The following is a 22,952-nucleotide window of genomic DNA, read 5'->3' as shown; positions in this document are numbered from 1 at the left end:
CGGCAAAGTCCAGATTCTTTCAGAGACCTAGGCTACTGCCAATAATTTCTTTCATAATCTCGGTCGTGCCCGCGTAAATCGTTTGGATTCTCGCGTCTAAGTAAGCTCTCGCAATAGGATATTCCATCATGTAACCGTATCCTCCGAAGAATTGGAGGCATTGGTCGGTATGACGCTTTTGCATCTCTGTGGAATAATATTTGGCCATAGAAGCCTCTACGGTCAATTTATTTCCTTTCATATGTTCGGTCACGACTTTGTCGATGAACGTACGGCACATTTCAAGTTCGGTGGCCATCTCAGCCATTTGAAATTTGATATGCTGGAAGGTTCCGATCTTCTTTCCAAAGGCCATGCGTTCCTTGATGTATTTCAAGGTCATCTTATGAACTAACGCCGTGGCCTCGACTGCAGCAACCGCAAGAACTAAACGTTCCTGAGCTAGCTTCATCATTAAATAACGGAACCCTTGTCCGTCTTTTCCGATGACGTTTTCCTTGGGGACTTTTACGTCATTAAAATATAGCTCCGAAGTATCCTGGGCCTTGAGTCCGATTTTTTCGAGATTTCTACCTCTCTCAAAACCTTTCATTCCCTCTTCTATCATAACAAGTGAAATCGTTCCGTTTTCATGTTTTACGGCGGTAATTACTAAATTTGCCAATTGTCCGTTCGAAATAAACGTTTTTTGGCCGTTGACTAAATAGTGGTCACCCTTATCGACAGCGCTGGTTCGAATACTTTTCAGATCCGATCCGGAGCCGGGCTCGGTCATGGCCACGGCAAGAATGCTATCTCCGGAGCAACAACCGGGAAGCCAACGTTTCTTCTGCTCCGCGTTCCCGTAAGCGGAAATATACGGAGCGATTACGTCGTTATGGAGCGATACGAAAAAACCGCTGTTTCCGACTTTAGAAGATTCCTCTATTACAACTATATTATATAGAAAATCTGCTCCGGAGCCGCCGTATTCTTCCGGAACATCCGGACATAGCAAACCGCTTGCTCCGGCCTTCCTCCAAAGTTCCTTGGGAACCATTCCCACTTTTTCCCATTCGTGATGGTGAGGCGCCACTTCAGTTTCAAAGAATTTACGTGCCATGTCTCGGAACGCTTCATGTTCTTCGGTAAATTGCAGGACTCTTTCCATTAATATTCCCTCGTAATTAGTAGACGGTGTTCATTCTCATGTAAACGCCGGGATTTCTCTTTATGTACTGGATCAGTTCGTTCTGAGATATGGAATACAATTCTGTTTCCGACTCGGCAGTGAACGTGTAATTCGCAGAAAGCTTTTTAGAAATCGCGTAAATTTCACCAACGAAGTCCCCGTTGGTCAGATCGGCGAGTTTCTTACCGTTCTGATAAACGCTTACTTTTCCATCACGAATAATATAGGCTTCGTGGTAAAACGATTTTTCGTTGATTAACACTGAACCAGCGTTCACTTTGGAAAGCCTCATGATCATTTCCAATTGAGTCACTTGATAACTGGTTAATCCCTTAAAATGACGGGATTCTATAAGAGTCTGCCAAGAGTTACTATCCCGAATACTGTTCAGTCTAATTAAGTTTTGGCGAAGATCGGTGTTTCGAATAAATTGTAAGAACTTGTTCTTGTCAATAGTAAGCGCGACTACGTCGGTTTCCGCATATACGTCCGCGGCTCTCGGTAAATCTAACACTAAGGATGCCTCGCCAAAATACTCATACTGACCGTACCGCTTGATCGGAACTTGCTCGGATGAAGTCTCTAGACCTTCGAACTTCACATTGCCCGAAGCGATAATATAAAACTTATCACCTAACGTGCCTTTGCGAATGATATGATCTCCGCGTTTGTATTTCTCCTCTCTTACGATCAGTAAAAATTCCTTCGCTTTTTCGATTGCAAAACCGCTAAAGATATCGATTTGACTCAGAATATCCAACAAATTATATGCTTCGATGTGCTTAGGAGGAGTGATTTCCGGGTACAGAGTATTTTCAATTCCGAACTTCGCAAGATTCAATTTTGTTCCGGGAGGCATGTCCTTCCGTGCAATATGATACACTGTGATCTTTTCCTGAACTTCGGACGGCAAGCTCGCCAAATAACTGACTCTAGTATGTAATGGAGGAATTCCAGCTTCGTGATAGATCACTCTGCGATCCCAAGGAAACTGCTTCAAAAACTTCCAGCGAGATTCCGGCAGAACACCGTCCTTATACATTTTATCGTGAATTTCCGGCTCGTTCAAATGATCGGACGTATAAACGAAAGATTGGTCTTGAAAAAAGAATTCGAACCCGACGGACGGGATGGAATGCAGCGCATAATGAAAATTGAATTCTCCGCCCATGATCATCGACGGTCTTCCGATAATAATCGGTTGAAAATTGAATAATTCCAGCAATTCCTTTTTCGGGATCTTGGTAAGGGAAGAATATTTCCGAAGAAAACTTTCCATCACGGTCGCCGTAGCATGAATGGTGATTTTAGTTTCTTCAAGGATTTTCTGAAAAGTACCCGCATCGTGATCGGCGTGACAATGCGTTAGAATTACGTGATTAATCAATTTCGGATTTACGTTGGAACTCCTCAGCCATTCGGTCGAGTTGACCGGAGGATCCACCATTATACCCTGATGGTTCAACCAAATGATAAAACCGGAAGTATTGTCCTCCGGGTCAAACCCATGCGAAGGGCCTAAACAAGTAATTCCTAATAAAGGCGGTTGAAACGGTTCTTTCAGTCGAGTGCCGATATCATATTTGATATTGAACCCTACCTCGCCGGGCAATTCCGTTTCCTTGTTTCCGTCCGTAATTCGAAAATCTCCGGAGGGAAGCTTATGAACGATCACTTTACCGAGAGTGACCATATCGTCCGAAGCGAAAACTTTAAAATCGACTACGTCATCCAAGCCTTTATAGCTTCGAAAGTAGGTCATTTCCGCCTTCATATCCGGAAATCCGAAGGACTCGGCTCCGTTCAGATATTCGGACTCCAAATTAATTTCTTCCGGACCCATTAAAGATTCTTTAAGTACGGTGATGAGCTGTTTTCTCTGTTCCTCGGTGCAGATGATCGTGGTTTTTCTTTGACGAAGAAAGAAATTGAAATAAATAGGAAATTCCAGTTCTGCGGTGCTGATTCCCTTTTCTACATGAAAGAACTTGTTCGGCAAAATAAAAACGAGAGGCGTTTTTTTCTCTGCCATCGTGTCTTTGATGGTTTCGGGAGGCGACCCGATTTGAAAAAAGCCCTCACTCGTTTCAACGAGATAGCCTCCACGTTGAAGCTCGATATATTCCCTAGACTGTTCTTTTAGCATGAAAGATTCCTGACGGATCGCTCTCAGAAGCGCGTTTTATTTGTGCCTTTCTATAAAGTTTTTGATCTGCGCTTTAGGTAACGCGCCTATGATCTTATCAACTAACTGTCCTTCTTTAAAAAGAAGTAATGTAGGTAACGATTGGATTCCTAATTTTTGAGCCGTATCTTGGTTATCGTCTACGTTCAATTTCTTGATTTTCAAAACGTCGGTAAGTTCGTTCGAGAGTTCTTCGAGAACGGGAGTGACCATTCTGCAAGGACCACACCATTCGGCCCAACAGTCCACAAGGACCATTCCGCCGGAGATTTCAGTATTAAAAGTTGCGTCGTTGATTTCGGACAATGCCATGGGTTTGTTTTTACTCCTTTTTTTCCCACTCTTTATAACAAATAGGACGGGTCTATTTCTTCTTTTTCTTCTTTTCCTTCTCAGCTTCCAGGGATTCCACTTTTTCTTTTAACGATTCTATTAATGTTTTCGTCTTTCCGAGATCTTCCGTTTCGCCCGTTATCTGAAGAATTTTCCTGTTTACTTCCAAAAGAACGATGGACTTTTTAAGATCGCCTACGTCCTGCGTTGATAAATCGAATTTTGCCCGATATTCTTGAGCGGCAAAGTTACACAGTTCCAGAATCAGGTTATAGTGTTCCTGGCGAGGATAATAGTACGGGTTCTCCAAGTCTCTTTCCTTCTCGAAAGCCCTATAGTCAAAAAGATTCTTACTAAGAATGGCTATTTTAAAATGGATTTCGGGAAAACTCCATTTCCACTTTGAATTGGATCCGAAAGCTTCGATGGTTTTACTCGTCGAAAGGCGAAGTCCCTTTATATAATTCAGTCTCTGAAGAGGATTAAATTCCGGAATTTTGACAAGAAGATCCTTATTCTCCGCTAAACTGCCTTCAAAATCCAAGCCGACTACTTTCTCCATAAAGGAGATCGCGTTATAGATTTCCTTTCTCCCTTGGTTCAAGTACGTGTCCGACTTCAGGTCTAGAATAGCCACCGAGATTTCGTTGATAAGCAGGCAGGTATTGATATTCTTGATCGAGTTTAATGAAAGCGCTATATTGAAATAAGGCTCCATTTTGGGATCCTTCCGGGACTGCGCTTTAAGAAGATTTCCTTCTTTTTTTAAATCATCCAAATACGCGCGGAAATCCGAAAGCTTCTCCTGAAATTCCTGCTTTTGTTCCTTAGTTAAGGCCATTCATTTATACCTGCACGTTAATAATGCTACCGGTGGAAAGTGCATACATATAATCGGAATTTTGGGTATTGTCTTCCTTTTTATTCTCGTCTTCCCTGGCTGCTTCCGAACCCGGTTGAATAACGGGTGGAGCGGAATAAATCGCATCAAAAACCGGCGGTTCGACTCTCATTTCCAGACTCCTTGGTCCCAATAGGTTCTCATAGAATTATCGGTTCCTTGCTACTATCTATTTGACATATAAAACCGGCGAGAAATCCTAACAAAGGAGGAAGATCCATGTATTTACCACTGGCATTCATCGGTAACCTAGGTTGGCCGGAAATCCTCATTATCCTGTTTTTAGCACTCCTACTTTTTGGAGGCAAGCGACTTCCCTCGCTCGCTAAGGATTTAGGGGATGGAATTCGACAATTCCGCAAGTCGATCTCCGGGGATCCGGAAAGCGAAGCCCCTAAAATCCAGGAACCTGAGACTAAGACAACTCAATCGACAAAGAAGTCTAAAAAGTCCGCTTAACATAAAACCGTAGAGGCGAACGTCATCGTCTCTACAGGCATCATCTCTCATTAATAACTGAATCGGATTCCTCGGAATGCCCGCCAAAAAAAAGAAACTTCAGGATAGAGCCGCAGAAATTCCGAATCCGACTCCGGATCGGGAAGCGGTCGCGCAGGATAAGGAAAAATTTATGACCTTGGGGGAACACCTCGAGGAATTGCGGCTCGTTCTTGTTAGAACGATCCTGGTTTTTTCGGTCTTCTTTATAGCCTCCCTATTTTTCGGAGAAGAAATTCACAAAATTTTTACCCGCCCCTATAAAAAGGTACTGGGAGAATCGGCTACTTTTTATCAGATCAAATTGATGGCGCCGTTCATGGTTTATCTTCGAACGAGCTTTATGGTATCGCTACTCTTAAGTTTTCCCTTTACACTCGTGTTTCTATGGGGGTTCGTTGCCCCTGCTCTCGAATCTAAGACTGCGAGACTCGGTAAGGCGCTGATCGCTTTCTCCACTCTTTTATTCTGGTTAGGGGTCTGGCTTTGTTGGACCCAGGCATTCGAGAATTTTCTGAAACTTTTCCTGGTAACGTTTCGCCCCCTAGACATCGAAACGAAGTTACCCATCGATGAATATTACGATGTCTTTTTTAACATACATTTAATATTCGGTTTAGCCTTCCAGCTACCGGTAGTCTTGGTTCTTATGAGCGCCTTAGGAATTCTGAAGTCATCATTCCTATTGGCTCATTGGCGGGAGGCAATCCTTGGATTAGCCGTTTCCGCTGCCGTTCTGTCGCCCGGTCCCGACGTGGTCTCGATGCTCATGCTATTCATTCCGCTCGTGATTCTATTTGTAATTTCCATTCTTCTGATGAAAATTATCGAAAGAGATTGAGAATTTGTTCCGGAAGCTTCATACGAAATATAAATTATCGTTCGCGATTTTCACGATCGCTTTCGTTTTCTTCTTACTTTTCGTACTCATCGACGACGCGGTAGTTAAGGGCGGAACGGCTTTAGCCTTGCGATCTTTATTATGGCTCCGGTTAGGTACCGCGTTCGTATTTTCGTCCGCATTGGGGGGATTAACGCTTTTTATTCTTCATCTAACGTATAAATCGTTACGATCTCTCACTCACCTTTTCCAAAGCTGGACGCAAGACGTTTACGAAGAAACCGGTGAATCCGAAAGGAACGATGAAATCGGAGAATTGGCAAGGTCTTTTCGAATCGCTTTGTTCCAGAAAAAAGAAAAGGAAGCGGATATTTCCCACCATTCGCTTTTACGAAGAGAGAGAGAACTTTCGAACAAATTAGAGGCCCTCTTCCATAGAGTTCGTTTGCATAAGATTCGAAATTTGGATATCACGATTTTTCCGCGTACCTCGGAAGATTCAAGTTGCGATTATGGGAACGTCATTCCCACGGCGGACGGATGCTTAGGAATTCTTGCAGGCTTTCCGAATAACGGCTTCTTAGAATCAGGAATGAAAGCCAGAATCGAAGGAATGATTTCCCTCGCCCAGGAAACGACCGGAATTAGAGGAGAAGATCTGCTTTATAAGTTGGACCGAGCTCTTCGTTCCACACCGATTCCGTATCTGAATCTTACTCTTTTCTATATTGAAACCAGAACGGGAGAAATCGGATTTCTACAATGCCAGGAGCTTCCGATTCTTATCCATCGGCAAAATCGGACAGTGTCGCTGGAGCAGCCCAAAAGGAGATTCTACGATTTTAGAGCCGCTTCTCGAGATATTCAAAGGACGGTTTTAAAGCAGGGAGAGTTCATCGTAGTATTAAGCGATCGGTTAAAAGAACTGGCGGGAGGAGAAAGGAAAATCCTCCTAAGTAAATTGCAAAATTGGACTGCCGGTAAGGAATTCCGTAACACAAGAGAACTCGTTTTGGATTTTGGAAGATGGCTCGAGGCAGAGGCAGGCAAAAAAACGCTGTATAAGGCCTCTATCCTTTCAGTCGGTCGAGTTTGGAATTGACTTCGCGAAAGGAAACTTTCCGTAATACGCCTTAAAATCACCTTGCCAGTTCCCGAATACGGAGAAAGCTTCTGGTCAAATAGGAGCAGTTATGAAAACGAATATTCTCAACTGGATACTTAGGATACTTACCGCCTTAATCTTTATACCGGCATTCTTATTAAAATTTTCAGGCGCCGAAAAATCGATAGAAACGTTTTCCAAACTAGGCGTGGAACCGATCGGAAGATATTTTACCGGAAGCTTGGAATTACTAACGGTCGTTTTGATTTTCATTCCTAAAGCGCAATGGGCGGGAGCCGGTCTCGGTTCCTGTATTATGCTTGGAGCATTAGCGGCCCACGTCTCGGTTTTAGGCTATTCTGGAGAGGCCGGAGTGGGAACAATCTCAGCGACGATTGCTCTTTTGGGGTTTTTAAGCCAATGGTACCTTACCAGAGACAGCAATCCCTTATTTAATAAACTTTCTTCCAAATAGGGAAACTTAGAAATCGTTTATGCAGTTATAGCTTAAACGATTCTTTAAGCGATTTTGGGTTCTTTCTTCAGAATCAACTCGGGAGGTTTGATTCCGTTTACCGCATCCTCGGTAATAATCACTTCTTCGACATCTTTTCTCGAAGGGATTTCGTACATAAGTTCTAGCATAAGATTTTCAACGATAGCCCGCAATCCCCGGGCGCCCGATTCGCGTTGAATCGCAAGCTGCGCGATCCGATCTATGGCCGCGTCTTCGAAGGAAAGTTTTACGTTTTCCATTTCCATAATTTTCGTATACTGGCGAAGAATCGAATTCTTCGGTTCTTTGAAGATTCTCTTCAGCATTTCCACGCTCAAATCTTGAAGAGTGGCAATTACAGGCATACGACCGATAAACTCCGGAATTAAACCGAATTTCATTAAGTCTTCGGGAATAACTCTGGAAAGGATTTCTCCTTTCGTTTCGTCTCGTAACTGTTTACCTTCCTTATCATCACTGCCGAATCCGATGGTTTTGACTCCGGTTCTAGTTTTGATGATATTATCCAGATCTACAAAGGCTCCGCCTAAAATAAATAGGATATTCTTAGTATCGACTTGTAAATACTCTTGATGAGGATGCTTTCTCCCGCCTTGCGGAGGCACATTAGCAACGGTCCCTTCGATAATTTTCAGTAAGGCTTGCTGGACACCTTCCCCACTCACATCTCTCGTTATCGAAGCGCTATCAGACTTACGCGCGATTTTATCGACTTCATCGATATAGATGATACCGATTTCGGCTTTTTTAATATCGTTGTCCGCATTTTGAATCAATTTAAGGATGATGTTCTCTACATCCTCGCCGACGTATCCGGCTTCGGTCAATGCAGTAGCATCCACGATTGCAAACGGTACTTTAATGATTCGGGCAAGAGTTTGGGCCAGGAGGGTTTTACCGGATCCTGTCGGCCCGATCAAAAGAATATTTGATTTTTCTAATTCTATTTCTGCTTTCTTATCTTTCAGATAAATCCGTTTATAGTGGTTATAAACCGCGACGGACAGGGCCTTTTTAGCATGATCCTGTCCGATCACGTACTGATCTAGTATGGATTTTATAGCTGCAGGGTTGGGGACTTCGCCCAAGAGTTCGGTGCGTTCCTTTTCTTGCTCCGGTTCTTCCGCGATGATTTCGTTACAAAGAGAAATACATTCATCGCAGATATAGACGCCTGGACCCGCAACAAGACGTTTGACCGAATCTTGCTCCTTTCCGCAAAAAGAACAAAACAGTTTTTGTTTGCCATTGGTTCCGGTCGGTTTCTTTGCCACGATGCCTATCCTTTCTCTATTAGTTCTTAATACTGCGTTCTATAGAAATCACGGAATCAATAATGCCGTAGGTTTGGGCTTCCTCTGCGGTCATATAAAGATCGCGCTCGGTATCCTTTTGGATTTGTTCCATAGATTTGCCGGTATGCTTTGTATAAAGACCGTTCAGAACTTCTTTAAGTTTTAGAACTTCTTTTGCCTGAATCGCTATGTCCGAAGCCTGGCCGGTCGCGCCTCCGGTCGGTTGGTGCATCATGATTCTGGAGTGAGGAAGCGCTGAACGTTTTCCTTTCGCTCCACCGGCTAAAAGCAGCGCAGCCATTGAGGAAGCTTGTCCCACACAAAGAGTTCTGACATCCGCCTTAATATACTGCATTGTATCGTAAATTGCAAGCCCGGAGGAAACATAACCGCCAGGAGAATTAATATAGAGATATATGTCTCGATCCGGATTTTCGGCGTCGAGAAAGAGGAGCTGAGCAATCACTACATTCGCGTATTCGTCAGAGATCGCATTCCCAAGGAAAATGATTCTATCCTTTAGAAGACGTGAATATATATCGTAGGATCTCTCTCCCCGACCTGTTTGCTCAATGACGACTGGAATTACGCTCATACTCCTCCACTTTCCTTTTTAGACAGGAATTCCTTAAGTTGTCGGATACTCATCTTCTCGTTGTATTTCTTTTCTACAAGCTCGAAGAGCGTATCGTCTATCTTTTTTGACAAAAAATTGTCCCGGTAAGTCTCGAGAAGTTTACCTTTTTCCAATTCTTTTCTAAAATCGGCTTCTGCCATACCATATCTTAACGCAAGATCGGCTAATTCCTTAGAGAATTCTTCCTCGGATAGGGTGATATTTTCTATAGAAGCCAGCTTTTGACGCGCAAAATAGCCCTTGAGTCGGTTTTCTGCTATACCGGAAAAGGAAGTCCGAATTTCCTCTAGAGGCTTATTTACCATTTCGGCATATTTTTCCATGGATGGAATCTGTTCTTCGGAAAACTTTGCTCCTTGTCCCCGACCCATAATATCCCTCATCATGTTCCGATAAACATGCTCGGATTCCTCGGAAAGATACGATTCGGGAAAGACGAATTTGGAGTCTTCCACAAGTTCCTTATATACTTCTTCTAACTTCTTGGCTTTTACGCCTTCCGCATAATTCTTACGAAGGCTTTCTTTAAATTTTTCCTTCAGAGCGGCTAACGATTCCGAACCGTCATACTCGTTTGCAAGGTCGTCGTCCAGCTCCGGAAGAACTTCTTTGTATATGGCTTTAAGAGTCATTTCAAATTGAATCGACTTACCTGCCAGATCTTCTCGAGGATAATCTTGCGGATAGGTATAGGAAAAATTCTTAGGCTCTCCGGCTTTCATACCGTATAGATTTTCATCGAAGCCGGGAAGGTTATTAGCATCCCCTAATTTATAATCGCTGGAACCGTTCTTAGCATTCTGGGGTTCCTTACCGTCTTCGGTTACGATAAATTCCATATCGACGGTATCTCCGGCTTGCGCAGTTTCCTCAGGCTCTCTTAAAAGCTTACGAGCCAACTGTTTCCTTACACCTTCGAGTTCTTCCAGGATATCTTCTTCGGTCACATTGACTTCAGGGAGCTTGATTTTGATCTTCTTATATTTACCGAGACTCACTTCCGGTTCGGTATCATAGACTGCGGTCGCTACGAGGCTTTTTTCCGGAACATAATCATCGACGGTAAACTTCGGAAAGCGAACCATCTTATGCTCCAACTGCTCTCTTAGGGAGTCGACAGAATCTACAAGAAGGATATTAATCGCGTCGCTAGCAACGGAGTCGCCAAGGTGACGCTTTACCATTGGTAAAGGCGCTTTGCCGGGACGAAAGCCAGGGACTTTGAGTTCCTTCTGTTTTTGAATATACGCTTTTTCAAAAGCTTTCTCTAGATCGCTTTTGTCAAAGGTAAGCTTGAGTTCTACGGATGCGTTTGGGTTTTTCTTTGTCTTGAATTCCATGGATTGAGGCGCCGAAAGGCGAAAAAAGAAAAAGCGGGAAACGGGATTCGAACCCGCGACCCCCTCCTTGGCAAGGAGGTGCTCTACCACTGAGCTATTCCCGCACGATTGGTAAAAACCATAATTTTGGCCCGGAACGACCTGTAAACAGGTTTTTACATTGAAATTAGCGGGATTTTGAAATGAAAAAAGGGGTTAAAGCGGAGCTGACTTGATACAGGCCAAACAAAATGAATCATCAATTTGACTCCTTTGGCATTCTTGTAAATCGGCACGTACTACCTATAAATAAGGTTTGGCTCCAGCGTAATCCTAAAGAAATCTTTTCTAGCTAAAAATATTCAGTAATTTTGGAATTGTCAAATACCCAAAAGGGTCCAGGGCAAAAAAGAGCCGTAGCTACTACTCAAAAAAGGGGAGAAGAAAGTAATATTAACGAATCCGAATATACTCGGACGGGAAATTGATATTTTTAAAAAATTTTTCCTCCTGCTCGGAGAGATCGAATAAAACCAAATTTCTGTTTTCAAGCTTCGATTTGGGAGAAACCTCCGAAAGAGATCCTTCCTCCCATTCCTTCATCCAATCTTCCAAATAGGAATAAGGAAATAACCCGCAAATCGGCTCTAGTTCTCCTTTTATGCGGCAAAATACTCCTTGAGGAAATTGTTCCCCGGCTTTCTTGATTCTAGCCAGGCTCCTAACTCGAACGAATGGCATATCGACGGGGAGAGTTAATAAAGGCGATAGTATACGATTCTCTCTGCAAAAGGAGAAGACGCTTAGTAAGCCGACCAAGGGTCCGCCGAAGGAAAACGGCAAATCGCAAACCAGGTCTTTCTTCGAAACAAAAGTGGAATATTCTGAAATTTGATCGGAACGTACCGAGACGAGTATTCTAGAACATACGAAACTCAATCTACGAATACATCTTGTAAGAAAATATTTCCCGATTCCGATAGGAAGTAACCCTTTATCTCTTCCCATCCTCGAACTAAATCCGCCGGCTAGTACGACTCCGATCGGCTCAATGTCGGTGGTCATGCTGGCAACCCTGGGACCACTCGGAAGTTCCATCTTCGAAAAACTCGCGTTTCCAAATCGGGACCTCGTGCTTTACTCGATCGATTATATAACGATTTGCCGTATATGCCTCTTCCCGGTGCATCGAGCCGGTCACTACAATGACCGCTATCTCAGAAATTTCTAATTTACCTAGCCGATGCTGACAATCTATATACTGTAGGCCCCATTTCTTTCCCGCTTCCTCCAATATGGATCGAATCATTTTATCGGCCATTTCGGGAAACGCCTCATATTCCAGATATCTGACCTTTTTACCTTCATTAATATTTCGAACAATTCCGGCAAACAGAACCAAGCCTCCCGTTTCTGGCAGGTCAGGCACGTTATGGGGAAGCTCTAAAGGCTGGGATTTGATATAAGACAGCTCTTGAAGGAAGGCCATTTAACCTCCGCTAGATGGAGGCAAAACCGCAACCGTTTGTCCATCGACTAGGGAATGATCTTCAGCTACGATTACTTGGTCGACCGCAAAACGACTGATTCTTAGTAAAGGAGCCGAAAGTGGGTTTTTTGATTCCAACGCGGAACGCAGGTCGGAGATCGTCCGAATCGATTCCAGATCGATATTCTCTTTAGCGGGAAAGAAATCCTTCATTGCAGCGAAACAAAGTAGCTCTATCTTCACTCTTTAACCCCCGATATATTTCATGGATAACTCGCTTCCGGTAAAATGATTTTTTTTCGTAAGCATCGCCGATTTCAATGCTTCGGCTGCTCCGATCTTGTCGGTCGGTAGATGAAACGAGGTGGAATCGCTTAAGCAACCGTATATCCGGCCGTTGGCGTCCATCCTAAGTCGATTGCAACCCTCGCAGAAAGGTTCGGTATGGTTTGCTATAATACCGAAAATAAATCCTTCGGCTGTTTGATGATATCTGGCTGTGGATTCTAGCGGAGTCTCGACGGACTTGAAGGTGAATTTTTCTCTAATTCTTGTCCGAATTTCCTCTGCCGAATAAAAGAGATCGGAATGGTCGTCATGCAAGGGGCCCATTTTCATTAATTCCAAATACCGAATAGGGACCCGCCTTAATCCCGCCCATTCTAATAAAGGAACGATTTGATCTTCGTTATAACCTTTTACGATCGTGCTGTTCAATTTTACCTGGAGTCCGGTCGAAATTGCCTCTTCGATCCTGCGTAAGAGTCTTCCGATAGATAAGTCTTTTCCCGAAATTCTAGAGAAACCCGTCGAAGACAAAGAATCCAAAGAAAAATTCATTCGAGTTAATCCGGAAATCTTTAAAGTTTCAATCAGTCCGTCCGCAAAAAAACCGTTGGAAGTCAATGCGATCTCCGGAACACCCTGGTCTACCGCGACTCGGATCAGTTCGGGCAGTCCTTTATGATTAGTCGGTTCGCCGCCTGTTAAGTGAACTTCTTTAATTTCCAATTGATCTTTTAATGTATTCAGTTTTATTTGAAATGTTTCCGGAGAAAGAAAAATCGCCGTAGGTTTATACTGGCGAACGGACGCCTCATTCTCACTACCTCCGGGCGCGCAATACACGCACCCGAATCCGCAGGAAGATGTCACGCTCACTCGTAATACTTCGAATTTCCTAGCCTTCATGATTTGCAATACCCATCTTACTCTTCATACGAAAACTTGGAAGCTAAAATAGAATCGTAGGGAATAATCTAATTCGAAATAAGTAGGAAATTCCGAAGATCGGTTTAACGTTCAAACAAAATGAGTTGCGAATTCCCGACGAATGGAACATATATTCTATATGAACTCGGAACAAAGAAAATTCTTCTCGCGGCAGATCCGAGTTCCGGCAATCGGGGAAGCCGGGCAAATAAAACTGCAAGAATCCTCCGTTTTGATAGTCGGCCTAGGAGGTTTAGGCTCTCCCGCTGCACTTCATTTAGCAACGGCTGGTATAGGAAAACTCGGCTTAATGGATTTCGACCGAGTCGAATTGACGAACTTACACAGGCAAACCGCCTTTACCCTTTCGGATATCGGGCGATTAAAAACGGAGGTCACTTCGGAATTTCTGAAATCGAGGGTTCCCAATCTAGTTACTCGACTTTTTTCGGATTCGTTTTCCCGGATGGTCCCCCCGGAGTTTTTAAACGATTGGAATCTCGTCATTGATTGTACGGACACCGCCCCCGCTAAGTATGCGATCAACGACCTTTGCATTCATGCGCGAAAGCCTTTGGTTACCGCATCAGTTTATAGAACCAGCGCTCAATTTTCTTTGTTTTCCCCGAATGGAAAACCTTGTTACCGTTGTCTATATCCTAAATTAGGCGAGAACGATACCGTGAATTGCGCTGATGCAGGAGTATTGGGAATTCAAACTGCTTTGGCAGGATTGCAACAGGCCTCCCTCGCAATTCGTTATCTCATAGATCCAACTTCAGTATCCTCCGATTCGTTATACTTGCTCGAATGGGAGTCTCCGATTATTTACGAAAGCAAAATCAAATCTGACCCTAACTGCCCGACTTGCGGATCGAAGGGAGAATCATTTTCTCATACCGATTTCATCAGAGAACTTTCGCCTGAAGATTATTTGGATCGGAGAGAAAAGCATGCAATAATTCTAATGGATGTCCGCGAAGAAGAAGAGCAGAACGCGACCCCGATCCAGGGTGCAATCAGCCTGCCTCTTAGCAGGATAGTTTCGGGAGAAAAACCGAAACTATCCTCGGAAACGGCTTTGGTCCTCGTATGCGAATCCGGGGTACGATCGGCAAGGGCCGCGGAACTTTTACGGGAAATGTTCCCCGATATTTATTCCCTCTCAGGCGGAAGAAGAAACCTTCATTCTCTTCTTGCGGGAAAAAATCCTTAAGCGGTTTTACGTCGGATAGAAACAGGAATCCCGCTAAAGGCGGCATTACCTGAGAGTTCGTCCAATGCCTGATCGTCGGTCAAATCGTTAATACTTGCGCCCGCGAATTGGGCGGCGACATGCAAAGTCGTTCCCTCCTTTCCGTGTCCGAATCCGTGAGGAATGCAGACCACTCCGCGCATCATATCGTCAGTTAATTCCGCAGGAATCGAAATTTTTCCTACCCTAGACTCTACCAGAACTTCTTCCTCTTCGTTAATTCCGAGTAAACTTGCGTCTTCGGGATGCATCATTAAGGTGCAACGATCTTTACCGGTCATTAATTTGGGCATATTATGCATCCAAGAATTATTATTTCTTAAATGCCTCCTTCCGATCAGTAAGAAACCGTTCTGCGATTGAAAAGAGACCCTCAACTCTTGAAATCTTCTTCGTAGTCGATTCATATCCGCCTGAATCCGTTCAGGAACTAAATGAATTTTCTTATTTTCGGTGTAGAGTCGCTCCGGAAAGCAGGGTTGTAACGGCCCCAAATCCACCCCATGCGGGCTATTCTTTAATAATTCGAGACTCATATCCACGTTTCGCTTTCCTTTGGATCCGTAAGGTCCCGATCGAAGAGCGTGGTCGATGATCGATGCCGGAGTTAACTTAGTTTTTATTAATTCGTTCGGAAGCGATTTTCCCGAACGCAATAATTCAACCCGCTTCGTTAAATCGGAAAAAATTTCCCAATCGTGCATCATTCCCTCTTCGGGATCGAAGACCGGCTGGCAATACCGAGCGGTATTTCGAACTGCAAATACGTTGAAGATCAAATCGTAATGATCGTGCTCCAAAGCAGACGTTGGGGGGAGTATGTAATTGGCGTATTTTGTCGTTTCGTTCAAATAGAAATCGACGCTTACCATAAATTCGAGAGTAGACAACGCCTTTTCCAACTTTCCTCCGTTAGGAGTGGAAAGGACCGGATTTCCCGCCGAGGTAACGAAGGCTTTGATCTGCCCCTCGCCCTCGGTTAAGATTTCTTCCGCAAGAGCAGCGACCGGTAATTCGTCGTTAAACTCGGGCAATTTCCGGACCCTGGATTGAAAAGTATCGAAACTTCCGGGAGAAGTACGCATCGCGCTCTTAGGATCGATCACATCCACTGCAGGTAGAGTGAACATGGCTCCGCCGCGCGAATCCATATTTCCGGTAAGAATGTTAATGGAATTAATTAACCACTGACAAATCGCGCCGAACTCTTGAGTCGAGACTCCGACTCGCCCGTAACAAACCGCTCCTTTTGCATTTGCGAACTCGGTCGCAATTCTCTCTATCGTTTCGGCAGGAACTCCCGTGACTTCCTGAGCCTTTTCGGGAGTAAATTCCTCCGCTAAGGTTCGAATCGTTTGTAGGTCGGAAGCGGAAACTAGATCGGATGATTTTACAAAATTCTTTTTAAATAAAACATTAACTATCGCAAAAAGGAAAAACGCATCCGAGCCGGGTCGGATAAAAATATGCTCGTCCGCGTGAACGGCAGTTTCGGTCCGCCTCGGATCGACAACAATGTATTTACCGCCCCTTTCCTGAATGTCTTTCAGTCTTTTTTTTACATCAGGGACGCTCATCAAACTTCCGTTAGATGCGAAAGGGTTTCCGCCCAGAATCAGAAAAAAATTCGTATGATCGATATCCGGTATCGGCACCAGTAATTGGTGTCCGAACATAAAATAGGATAATAGCTGATGCGGTAATTGATCCACCGAAGTCGCAGAATACATATTTTTCGTTTTGAGTCTGTTAGCGAATCTTTGCCCGAATAGCATCGAGCCGTAATTATGAACCGTAGGATTTCCGTTATAGACCGCCACGGAATCGTTTCCGTACTGATCCTGAATTGCGAGCAATCTGACTGCGATATCAGAGAGAGCATCTACCCAGGAAACTCGAACCCATCCTGATTCGGTCCGTTTTATCGGATACTTAAGACGGTCTCCGTCTTCATACAGGTTCTTCAATTCGGGACCCTTCGCGCAAAGGTGACCGCGGCTAAATGCATCTTCTTTATCGCCGCGAATCGCGACTACGACATGATCCTCCACTTCGATCCGTAAACCGCACATCGCTTCGCATAAAGTACAAGATCTATAATGTGTTTCGCCCATATTTTCCCCGTATAACGGAGGCTATTGTAACCTCCGCCGGATAGGAAGGGCAAGCATTTCTAACTTAAATTGTAACTTAAATTTAAATCCTTTGTATGCCCAACTAGTTCATGAGTTTCTTTACGTAAGGTAGTACGGTTTTGGCTAATATCATGTGGCCGGCGGAAGTGGGATGAATTCCGTCTTTCTGGTTTAAATTCTTTTCCGCCGCTATTCCAACCAGAAGAAAGGGAAGCAAATCTACCTTTTCCTCCCTTGATATTCGAGGATAGATCGCACGAAACTCATCCGAGTAGGCCTTTCCTAAATTCGGAAACGTCCTCATCCCGAGGAGCAGAATTTTAATTTTCGGATATTTCGCCCTTGTTCGGCGAATGATCAATCTTAGATTTTCCTCGGTGACTTTAGGTGAAACCCCCCGCATCGAATCGTTAGCGCCAAGCTCTAACACAAAAATATCGTATGGAGAAGAGAGAACCCAATCGAGTCGAGCCAATCCTCCGGAAGTAGTATCTCCGCTCACTCCTGCGTTCGTAAATTCAAGCCCCGGATTAGACTTCGAAAGCTCTTTCCAAACAAGATGCGGAAACGCTTGGTCGGGCGAATCCAAGCCGAACCCGGCAGTAAGACTATCTCCAAAAAAAAGGATTCTCTTTGCGACCTTCTGCTCCTGGCGTTTTGTCAAAGAAGGTTCCTTCCCTTTTTCAGCTTCCATTTCCAGACTATGAAAGCATAGGACAGTAAGAGCATAGAAACATACGGTTCTCAATCGGTGAAACATTCACCCTCCTCGAATTCATTAAAAGCTAGTAGATCGTGATTTTCCTTAGACACAGAATTTTCAAGGAGGGTCCCGATTGAAAGCCGCCAAGTTATGCTTTACGGATACCAAGTCGGATATGAATTAGGTTTCATGATCAAGCGTATCCTTCTGGCTGTCGTTTTTGCCGGACTCTTTCTAGTTTCACTCCAATGGTTAGGGCAGTATCGTGCGGAACTCCAAGCCCAAGAAATCCAAGAAGGAATGCTTCGTCAAGCCGACGAGATCGTCAATAAACTCAGTCCTCAAGAATTGGTCGGGCAAGTGATTCACGTTGCAATTCCAGGTACGACTCTGGATTCCGTAGCCGAAACTGAATTAGAAGCGATTCTACCCGGAGGCGTGATTTTATTCGGAAGAAATCTGGGAAATCGGGAAGAAATTACGACTCTAAACGATTCCCTGCAAAAGAAAGCCCTAAAACTGACCGGCCTGCCTTTATTGATTTCGGTAGATCAGGAAGGTGGTCGGGTCATTCGGGTTCGAGACGGAGTGACTCAATTTCCGGGTGCCATGGCTTTAGGGCAAACCAAGGATTCGGAGTACGCTAAAAAAGTCGGATTCGTGACTTCCTACCAGCTTCGAAAGTTAGGCCTGAATTTTTTATTCGCTCCCGATTTAGACATCAATAATAATCCTGATAACCCGGTCATAAACACTCGGTCTTTAGGAAGCAACCTCGAGACGGTCTTAAGCGCGGGTGTCGCCTATGAAGAAGGCGCCCGTTTAGGCGGAGCCATTCCTGTTATCAAGCATTTCCCGGGTCATGGCGATACGAACGTAGATAGCCATTTAGGCCTTCCGAAAATCGAGAAAAATCTGGAAGAACTTCGTTCCTTAGAATTAGTCCCGTTTAAGGCGGCAATCGATAACGGAGCCGAAGCCGTTATGAGCGCTCATATCCTCTACCCTAAGATCGATTCCGATTTTCCAGCGACTCTTTCCTCCAGAATTTTGACGGATCTCCTCAGAAAAGAACTCAAATTCAAGGGAATCGTTATCACCGACGCGATGGAAATGGACGCGATCGACGAACACTACCAAGCATACGATCCGGGAGTGCTTGCTCTACTCGCAGGAGCCGATATCATCTTGATGACCAGTTGGGGAAAAACCACTCAGGATATGAAGGAAAAAATCTTAAAAGCTTATAAGAAGGGAACCCTTCATAGAGACGGGAAAGACGTATTAAAAGAAGCCGCCAAGCGACAAATCTTATTGAAACTAAAACACGGAATCGTCTGGGACTTTTCCAAAAAACAAAAGGAAGGAAGAGCGAAAGATATTCTGACCGAAGATATTTCAGAAACATTACGTAAATATTATGAAGACCAGGCGACTCATCGCGAATCCCTGAACGTAAACTGGAACCTACCGGAGCTGAACAGGGACGTGAGTCGAAAATCCATCGTTTCCTATCCGAACTCCTATAATCCTGCAACCGTTCCCCTTTCAGAGACTTTATTTGCCGCCAAAGGCTCCGAGTTTTCCGCCGAATTGGCCGCAAGATCTTTGCAAAATCTGAATTTCTCGCAAGTCTCAGCCGCTATAGAAAAAAGAAAAGGAAAGCGAGTCATCTTAACGGGGGCTGCACAAGTCGATTTGGATATGGCGGGGAGTCTCGCAAAAAAATTTCCTAAAGTCGAGATAGTGGTCTTACACTACGGAACTCCTTTTTTGCACTTGCCGGAACTTCCAAACCTTAAAATTCTTTTTTCCTTTTCGCCCACCAACGAATCCAAAAAAGCGCTACTATACTCCATTTTAGATCGAAAAGAGGAAATTCCCAAAGTCGATCTAGTGTTAAAGAACGGCACAAAAGAAAAGGAAATCAAAGCCGCTCCAGGAACTCCCTAGTTTGGATCCGCTCCTCCCTACGATAAAAAAAACGGGGAAGAGCGGAGTATATGTACATTACCCTTTTTGCATTAAGAAATGTTCCTATTGCGATTTCTACTCGGAGGGAATCGGGCTCGAACCATCTCCTTTAGAAAAAGGTTTATTCAGTAAGTACGAACAGGAGATCGTTTCAAGACTGAAAGCGTCCCCGAATCATTCCGATCTTTCTTTCGACACCGTTTTTTTTGGTGGAGGAACTCCGTCAAAGGCGTCTCCAGAGCGATACGCCGATTTCCTAAACTTTTTAAAAAACAATATCGACCTAGCTGATAACGCGGAGATTTCCTTGGAGTGTAATCCGGAGGACTTAACGGACGGTCTACTCCACGAATTAAGCGATGCCGGCGTAAATCGGGTTCATATCGGAATTCAATCCTTTCAACCTAGAACGTTGAAATTCTTAGACCGTTATTACGATCCGGAGAATTATCCCAAAGTTCTGGAAATCGTGTCCAAATCCAAAATAAAAAATTTCGGGGCTGACTTAATGTTCGGGGTTCCGGATCAGACCGAGGAAGAATTCTATTCGGACGCAGAATTGATCCTATCCTCGGGGGTTTCTCATATAAGTCTGTACGCTCTTACCCTAGAAAAAGGAACGGAATATAGTAGAAGCGTGATCTCGGGTAAACTTCCACCTCCGCAAGAAGAGATACAAGAAAGAATTTTAAAAGATCTACCCGGAATTTTGAAACGGAAAAATTTTCAACAGTACGAAGTGTCCAATTATTCCAAGCCGGGGTTTTACTCCAGACACAATATGAAATACTGGACTTATGAACATTACCTAGGAATCGGTCCGGGAGCTCACGGTTTTTTACCGTCGGGCCGATATTCCAACCCAAGAAATACTAACGCATATCTGAAAGGGAATCGTGCGGAAGTCTACGAGCCTCCGACTCCGTTCGAAGAGCTAATTTTATCCCTGTTTCGAGTCTTTCTCCCCGTGGAACTTAATGAATTCCTAAATCTTATTCCGGAAAAAGCCCCTAGCCTACTAAAAAAATTGCGTGAGAAATCCGCATCCGGCCTTAGCACGTTAGACGGAACCGTTTTTCAGTGGAAGCCCGAGGCGGTCCTTTTTCTTGACGCTCAAATTTTGGACTTGGCCCAAATTTAAAATTCATCAAATAGAGTACGACTTCCCAAGCAAACCCCAAAAATACGGACATAGAGAAGTTTGCGAATATGAAACGTTCAGTCAGTCTTAAATTTTCCGATATGCTTTGAAAGCTGATTCGCTTGCTTATGCATTTCTCCCGAGAAGGAGGTTAGATCGTCCGCTCCTCTCGCAATTTCCTGGGTTCCATCGGAAATATTTATGATCGTTTTCGTAATTTCTTCCGTTGCTCGCCGTTGCTCCACTACCGCTGTCTCGATTTGTAAGCTAAAGCTCATCAATGTGGTCGCGTTTTCAGCGATCTCCCGAGTATTATCCTCTTGAGTCCTAACCGAAGAAAGGACCGATTTAGCGGACCTGTCAAATTCCTCTACCCTCTCCCGCAATCTTCTCAGTACTTCCGAAGCTTCGGAAACCTTTCTATTTCCGTTCAAGACTGCGTCGTTGGTAGAATCGACCAAACCGCCGATTTCCTGGACACTCAAGGAGGTCTGTGACGCCAATTTGCCGATTTCCTCGGCAACAACCGCAAAACCCTTTCCTGCTTCGCCGGCTCTTGCTGCTTCTATCGCTGCATTCAAGGCTAATAGATTCGTCTTCTCGGAAATTTCGGTGATGATGGAAAGAATTTCGCTTATACGAGACGCGCTATCCCCGATCTCTCCCATAGCGTTAGTGGACATCGTCATTGCGTTTTCACCCGTAACCGCTTCTTCCTTGGAAGCGATCGCAACTCCTACGAGACCTTGCATCTCCGCGTTAATACTAGCGATTTGTTCGCGCAAGCGAACGACGTTACCGTCGATTTCCTTCATGCTTGATACCGCTTTCTGCATCGACTTTCCTACATTCATGGCGGACGCGGACAGTTCTTCTACGGCAGCAGAACATTCTTCCGCAGCGGAAGCTTGGGTTTGAGCGACCTCGGAAAAATTTCGGGAAGATTTGGACATGTTTTCCGCAGATGCAGTCAATTCGGACGTAGAGTTTCCGATCTCCTTAACGACGGAAATCAAATGATCACGCATAGAACTCATGGAAGATAAAAGGGAACCGATCTCGTCAGGTCGCCGGTAGTCCGATTGAACAGTCAAATTCCCTTTTGCGATTTCCTGCGAGAACCCTATAGCTCTCAATAGCCCGGAAGAAATCAATCGTTGGAAAATCAGGTTCAGAACGAGGACAATAATTAAAACAATGCTTAATGAGGATATTACGTTTTGCAAAAGTACGGACGTTAGGTTGTTATAAAATACTTTATCAGGAATGCTGACCTGCATGATCCAACTTGTTTTTCCCTTGCCGATTTTAAAAGGGAAAAAGTAATGAGTAAAACTGTCGGATGAATGGGAGAATTTCTCCTTACCTTGCCCTTTTTCCAGAATTAATTCCAATTCTTTCGGATCCCGGATTTTTTTACCGACTAAAGAAGAATCCTGTCCATTTGCGGCATAGACGCCGCGCGGCGAAAGCAAAGCGATAAATCCGGAATCGCGAAACGGTTTGATGCGTCCCATTACTTTCTGTAATTGATCGGTAGTGATATCCATTCCTAGAACACCCCAGAAATTTTTGCCATGACTGATCGGAACCGAAAGTGATATCATTAGAACGTCCTTACCGTCCACTTTATAGTAGTAAGGATCTGTAACCAGCGGTTCCAAGGTTTTCTTAGGGACCTGATAAAATTCCATATTATCGTCGTCGTAACCGACGGTGGCATCCAGAACCAATTCATCCGTATCGGTTTTACGATGGATATAGCTTACAAATCTTCCGGAGGAATCATGGCCCGCTGAATTTTTGAATTGGGCGTCCCTACCGTCGAAGGCGTTCGGCTCGTATACCGTCCACATACCGAACCATTGAGGATTTCTACTCAATATTTCACGCATCGTTTCTACTACTTCGGAACGTTGCGGATTCGAGAAAATCAAAAGCATTCGAAAACCTCGAGTCATGCCCATCGCCAAATCCAGATAATCTTTTACTTCGTAAGTCCAACGTTCCGCAGTAACAGCCGACGCTGAATCTATTTCCGCTCGAAGGTTTCGGAAGGATAGAATCGAGTTGATCACGGTCAGAATGGAGAAACCGATAAACAAAACTAGGGAAAGATAGAGGGATATCCTAGCGCGAATACTCATGACCAAATTCGACTTTCTTTCATAAAAAATGAGAACCCTAATTCAAAATCTCGAGATCAAATTGTAAAAAAAATATTAAAAAAAGAATACGGCA

Annotated in this window: 22 protein-coding genes and 1 tRNA gene; 7 read left to right on the top strand and 16 right to left on the bottom strand. The window is 44.2% G+C overall.

Annotation, left to right across the window (positions count from 1 at the left end; translation table 11 throughout):
- Window positions 1-19: 19 nt before the first annotated feature.
- From LEP1GSC050_RS02545 to LEP1GSC050_RS20925, 5 genes are read right to left on the bottom strand one after another with little or no spacing between them, the layout of a single operon-like run.
- A complete protein-coding gene (locus LEP1GSC050_RS02545; protein WP_010569497.1) occupies window positions 20-1,150 on the bottom strand; it encodes an acyl-CoA dehydrogenase family protein in 1,131 nt (376 codons plus the stop codon).
- 16 nt (window positions 1,151-1,166) lie between these two features.
- Window positions 1,167-3,317, bottom strand: a complete 2,151-nt coding sequence (locus tag LEP1GSC050_RS02540; RefSeq protein WP_010569496.1) for a cAMP/cGMP-dependent 3',5'-cyclic-AMP/GMP phosphodiesterase — start codon at window positions 3,315-3,317, stop codon at window positions 1,167-1,169.
- 36 nt (window positions 3,318-3,353) lie between these two features.
- A complete protein-coding gene (trxA, locus tag LEP1GSC050_RS02535) occupies window positions 3,354-3,668 on the bottom strand; it encodes a thioredoxin (RefSeq protein WP_010418850.1) in 315 nt (104 codons plus the stop codon).
- A 52-nt stretch (window positions 3,669-3,720) separates the two neighbouring features.
- A complete protein-coding gene (locus tag LEP1GSC050_RS02530) occupies window positions 3,721-4,530 on the bottom strand; it encodes a hypothetical protein (protein ID WP_010569495.1) in 810 nt (269 codons plus the stop codon).
- A 4-nt stretch (window positions 4,531-4,534) separates the two neighbouring features.
- Window positions 4,535-4,702, bottom strand: coding sequence for a hypothetical protein (locus LEP1GSC050_RS20925; RefSeq protein ID WP_020986993.1), 168 nt, complete (start codon window positions 4,700-4,702; stop codon window positions 4,535-4,537).
- 107 nt (window positions 4,703-4,809) lie between these two features.
- Between LEP1GSC050_RS20925 and LEP1GSC050_RS02525 the strand changes: the two genes are divergently transcribed.
- The 4 genes from LEP1GSC050_RS02525 to LEP1GSC050_RS02510 all read left to right on the top strand — a co-directional run bounded on the left by LEP1GSC050_RS02525 (window position 4,810) and on the right by LEP1GSC050_RS02510 (window position 7,509).
- Entirely contained in the window at window positions 4,810-5,049 is a 240-nt protein-coding gene (locus LEP1GSC050_RS02525) for a Sec-independent protein translocase subunit TatA/TatB (protein WP_010418846.1), read from the top strand.
- Between the two features lie 76 nt (window positions 5,050-5,125).
- A complete protein-coding gene (gene tatC, locus LEP1GSC050_RS02520) occupies window positions 5,126-5,929 on the top strand; it encodes a twin-arginine translocase subunit TatC (RefSeq protein WP_010569494.1) in 804 nt (267 codons plus the stop codon).
- Between the two features lie 4 nt (window positions 5,930-5,933).
- A complete protein-coding gene (rktP, locus tag LEP1GSC050_RS02515) occupies window positions 5,934-7,031 on the top strand; it encodes an Arg-Lys translocation region protein phosphatase RktP (RefSeq protein WP_010569493.1) in 1,098 nt (365 codons plus the stop codon).
- Window positions 7,032-7,122: 91 nt separating this feature from the next.
- Window positions 7,123-7,509, top strand: a complete 387-nt coding sequence (locus LEP1GSC050_RS02510) for a DoxX family protein (protein WP_010569492.1) — start codon at window positions 7,123-7,125, stop codon at window positions 7,507-7,509.
- A gap of 44 nt (window positions 7,510-7,553) precedes the next feature.
- On the opposite strand, the gene clpX is transcribed toward LEP1GSC050_RS02510, so the two are convergent.
- The 8 genes from clpX to LEP1GSC050_RS02470 all read right to left on the bottom strand — a co-directional run bounded on the left by clpX (window position 7,554) and on the right by LEP1GSC050_RS02470 (window position 13,482).
- Entirely contained in the window at window positions 7,554-8,825 is a 1,272-nt protein-coding gene (clpX, locus tag LEP1GSC050_RS02505; RefSeq protein ID WP_010569491.1) for an ATP-dependent Clp protease ATP-binding subunit ClpX, read from the bottom strand.
- 19 nt (window positions 8,826-8,844) lie between these two features.
- The gene (clpP, locus tag LEP1GSC050_RS02500) at window positions 8,845-9,441 is read right to left on the bottom strand and encodes an ATP-dependent Clp endopeptidase proteolytic subunit ClpP (protein ID WP_010569490.1); all 597 of its coding nucleotides are present in this window, start codon (window positions 9,439-9,441) and stop codon (window positions 8,845-8,847) included.
- A complete protein-coding gene (gene tig, locus LEP1GSC050_RS02495; protein ID WP_020986914.1) occupies window positions 9,438-10,823 on the bottom strand; it encodes a trigger factor in 1,386 nt (461 codons plus the stop codon). Before tig ends, clpP begins: the two co-directional genes overlap by 4 nt.
- A 32-nt stretch (window positions 10,824-10,855) precedes the next feature.
- Window positions 10,856-10,927, bottom strand: a tRNA-Gly gene (locus LEP1GSC050_RS02490).
- A 328-nt stretch (window positions 10,928-11,255) separates the two neighbouring features.
- Entirely contained in the window at window positions 11,256-11,867 is a 612-nt protein-coding gene (mobA, locus tag LEP1GSC050_RS02485) for a molybdenum cofactor guanylyltransferase (RefSeq protein ID WP_010569488.1), read from the bottom strand.
- The gene (locus LEP1GSC050_RS02480; RefSeq protein ID WP_010569487.1) at window positions 11,851-12,291 is read right to left on the bottom strand and encodes a molybdenum cofactor biosynthesis protein MoaE; all 441 of its coding nucleotides are present in this window, start codon (window positions 12,289-12,291) and stop codon (window positions 11,851-11,853) included. The genes mobA and LEP1GSC050_RS02480 overlap by 17 nt, the downstream gene beginning before the upstream one ends.
- Window positions 12,292-12,534 (bottom strand): MoaD/ThiS family protein, encoded by a 243-nt coding sequence (locus LEP1GSC050_RS02475; protein ID WP_040910844.1) that lies wholly within the window; start codon window positions 12,532-12,534, stop codon window positions 12,292-12,294. It abuts the gene before it with no gap.
- A 3-nt stretch (window positions 12,535-12,537) separates the two neighbouring features.
- A complete protein-coding gene (locus LEP1GSC050_RS02470) occupies window positions 12,538-13,482 on the bottom strand; it encodes a radical SAM protein (RefSeq protein ID WP_010569485.1) in 945 nt (314 codons plus the stop codon).
- Between the two features lie 160 nt (window positions 13,483-13,642).
- Here LEP1GSC050_RS02470 and LEP1GSC050_RS02465 point away from each other — a divergent pair, with 160 nt between their 5' ends.
- Window positions 13,643-14,719 (top strand): HesA/MoeB/ThiF family protein, encoded by a 1,077-nt coding sequence (locus LEP1GSC050_RS02465; RefSeq protein WP_010569484.1) that lies wholly within the window; start codon window positions 13,643-13,645, stop codon window positions 14,717-14,719.
- Here the strand turns inward: LEP1GSC050_RS02465 and LEP1GSC050_RS02460 are convergent.
- Together LEP1GSC050_RS02460 and LEP1GSC050_RS02455 are read right to left on the bottom strand one after the other, a co-directional pair.
- Complete coding sequence (locus LEP1GSC050_RS02460; protein ID WP_010569483.1) at window positions 14,716-16,872, bottom strand: molybdopterin oxidoreductase family protein; 2,157 nt, start codon at window positions 16,870-16,872, stop codon at window positions 14,716-14,718. The two genes, LEP1GSC050_RS02465 and LEP1GSC050_RS02460, sit on opposite strands and share 4 nt — an antisense overlap.
- Before the next feature lie 103 nt (window positions 16,873-16,975).
- Entirely contained in the window at window positions 16,976-17,587 is a 612-nt protein-coding gene (locus LEP1GSC050_RS02455) for an arylesterase (protein WP_232225646.1), read from the bottom strand.
- Between the two features lie 198 nt (window positions 17,588-17,785).
- Here LEP1GSC050_RS02455 and LEP1GSC050_RS02450 point away from each other — a divergent pair, with 198 nt between their 5' ends.
- Together LEP1GSC050_RS02450 and hemW are read left to right on the top strand one after the other, a co-directional pair.
- On the top strand, window positions 17,786-19,549 hold the full coding sequence (locus tag LEP1GSC050_RS02450) for a glycoside hydrolase family 3 protein (RefSeq protein WP_040910941.1): 1,764 nt from the start codon (window positions 17,786-17,788) through the stop codon (window positions 19,547-19,549).
- A 1-nt stretch (window position 19,550) separates the two neighbouring features.
- On the top strand, window positions 19,551-20,711 hold the full coding sequence (hemW, locus tag LEP1GSC050_RS02445; protein WP_010569480.1) for a radical SAM family heme chaperone HemW: 1,161 nt from the start codon (window positions 19,551-19,553) through the stop codon (window positions 20,709-20,711).
- Window positions 20,712-20,788: 77 nt separating this feature from the next.
- Here the strand turns inward: hemW and LEP1GSC050_RS02440 are convergent, their stop codons facing one another.
- Window positions 20,789-22,858 (bottom strand): methyl-accepting chemotaxis protein, encoded by a 2,070-nt coding sequence (locus LEP1GSC050_RS02440; RefSeq protein WP_010569479.1) that lies wholly within the window; start codon window positions 22,856-22,858, stop codon window positions 20,789-20,791.
- Window positions 22,859-22,952 lie beyond the last annotated feature (94 nt).

Origin of the sequence: Leptospira broomii serovar Hurstbridge str. 5399 (assembly GCF_000243715.2) — a bacterium.
Classification (GTDB): Bacteria; Spirochaetota; Leptospiria; order Leptospirales; family Leptospiraceae; genus Leptospira_B; species Leptospira_B broomii.
This window is presented reverse-complemented; position numbering and strand designations above follow the sequence as displayed.

What these genes read in the sequence shown, in the direction of transcription:
- LEP1GSC050_RS02480 (WP_010569487.1), bottom strand. Translation starts at nt 12,291, where the DNA reads ATGGCCTTCCTTCAAGAGCTGTCTTATATCAAATCCCAGCCTTTAGAG.
- LEP1GSC050_RS02470 (WP_010569485.1), bottom strand. Translation starts at nt 13,482, where the DNA reads ATGAAGGCTAGGAAATTCGAAGTATTACGAGTGAGCGTGACATCTTCC.
- LEP1GSC050_RS20925 (WP_020986993.1), bottom strand. Translation starts at nt 4,702, where the DNA reads ATGAGAGTCGAACCGCCGGTTTTTGATGCGATTTATTCCGCTCCACCC.
- LEP1GSC050_RS02455 (WP_232225646.1), bottom strand. Translation starts at nt 17,587, where the DNA reads ATGGAAGCTGAAAAAGGGAAGGAACCTTCTTTGACAAAACGCCAGGAG.
- LEP1GSC050_RS02545 (WP_010569497.1), bottom strand. Translation starts at nt 1,150, where the DNA reads ATGGAAAGAGTCCTGCAATTTACCGAAGAACATGAAGCGTTCCGAGAC.
- LEP1GSC050_RS02540 (WP_010569496.1), bottom strand. Translation starts at nt 3,317, where the DNA reads ATGCTAAAAGAACAGTCTAGGGAATATATCGAGCTTCAACGTGGAGGC.
- tig (WP_020986914.1), bottom strand. Translation starts at nt 10,823, where the DNA reads ATGGAATTCAAGACAAAGAAAAACCCAAACGCATCCGTAGAACTCAAG.
- LEP1GSC050_RS02525 (WP_010418846.1), top strand. Translation starts at nt 4,810, where the DNA reads ATGTATTTACCACTGGCATTCATCGGTAACCTAGGTTGGCCGGAAATC.
- clpP (WP_010569490.1), bottom strand. Translation starts at nt 9,441, where the DNA reads ATGAGCGTAATTCCAGTCGTCATTGAGCAAACAGGTCGGGGAGAGAGA.
- LEP1GSC050_RS02460 (WP_010569483.1), bottom strand. Translation starts at nt 16,872, where the DNA reads ATGGGCGAAACACATTATAGATCTTGTACTTTATGCGAAGCGATGTGC.
- trxA (WP_010418850.1), bottom strand. Translation starts at nt 3,668, where the DNA reads ATGGCATTGTCCGAAATCAACGACGCAACTTTTAATACTGAAATCTCC.
- LEP1GSC050_RS02440 (WP_010569479.1), bottom strand. Translation starts at nt 22,858, where the DNA reads ATGAGTATTCGCGCTAGGATATCCCTCTATCTTTCCCTAGTTTTGTTT.
- mobA (WP_010569488.1), bottom strand. Translation starts at nt 11,867, where the DNA reads ATGACCACCGACATTGAGCCGATCGGAGTCGTACTAGCCGGCGGATTT.
- LEP1GSC050_RS02450 (WP_040910941.1), top strand. Translation starts at nt 17,786, where the DNA reads ATGATCAAGCGTATCCTTCTGGCTGTCGTTTTTGCCGGACTCTTTCTA.
- LEP1GSC050_RS02465 (WP_010569484.1), top strand. Translation starts at nt 13,643, where the DNA reads ATGAACTCGGAACAAAGAAAATTCTTCTCGCGGCAGATCCGAGTTCCG.
- LEP1GSC050_RS02530 (WP_010569495.1), bottom strand. Translation starts at nt 4,530, where the DNA reads ATGGCCTTAACTAAGGAACAAAAGCAGGAATTTCAGGAGAAGCTTTCG.
- tatC (WP_010569494.1), top strand. Translation starts at nt 5,126, where the DNA reads ATGCCCGCCAAAAAAAAGAAACTTCAGGATAGAGCCGCAGAAATTCCG.
- LEP1GSC050_RS02510 (WP_010569492.1), top strand. Translation starts at nt 7,123, where the DNA reads ATGAAAACGAATATTCTCAACTGGATACTTAGGATACTTACCGCCTTA.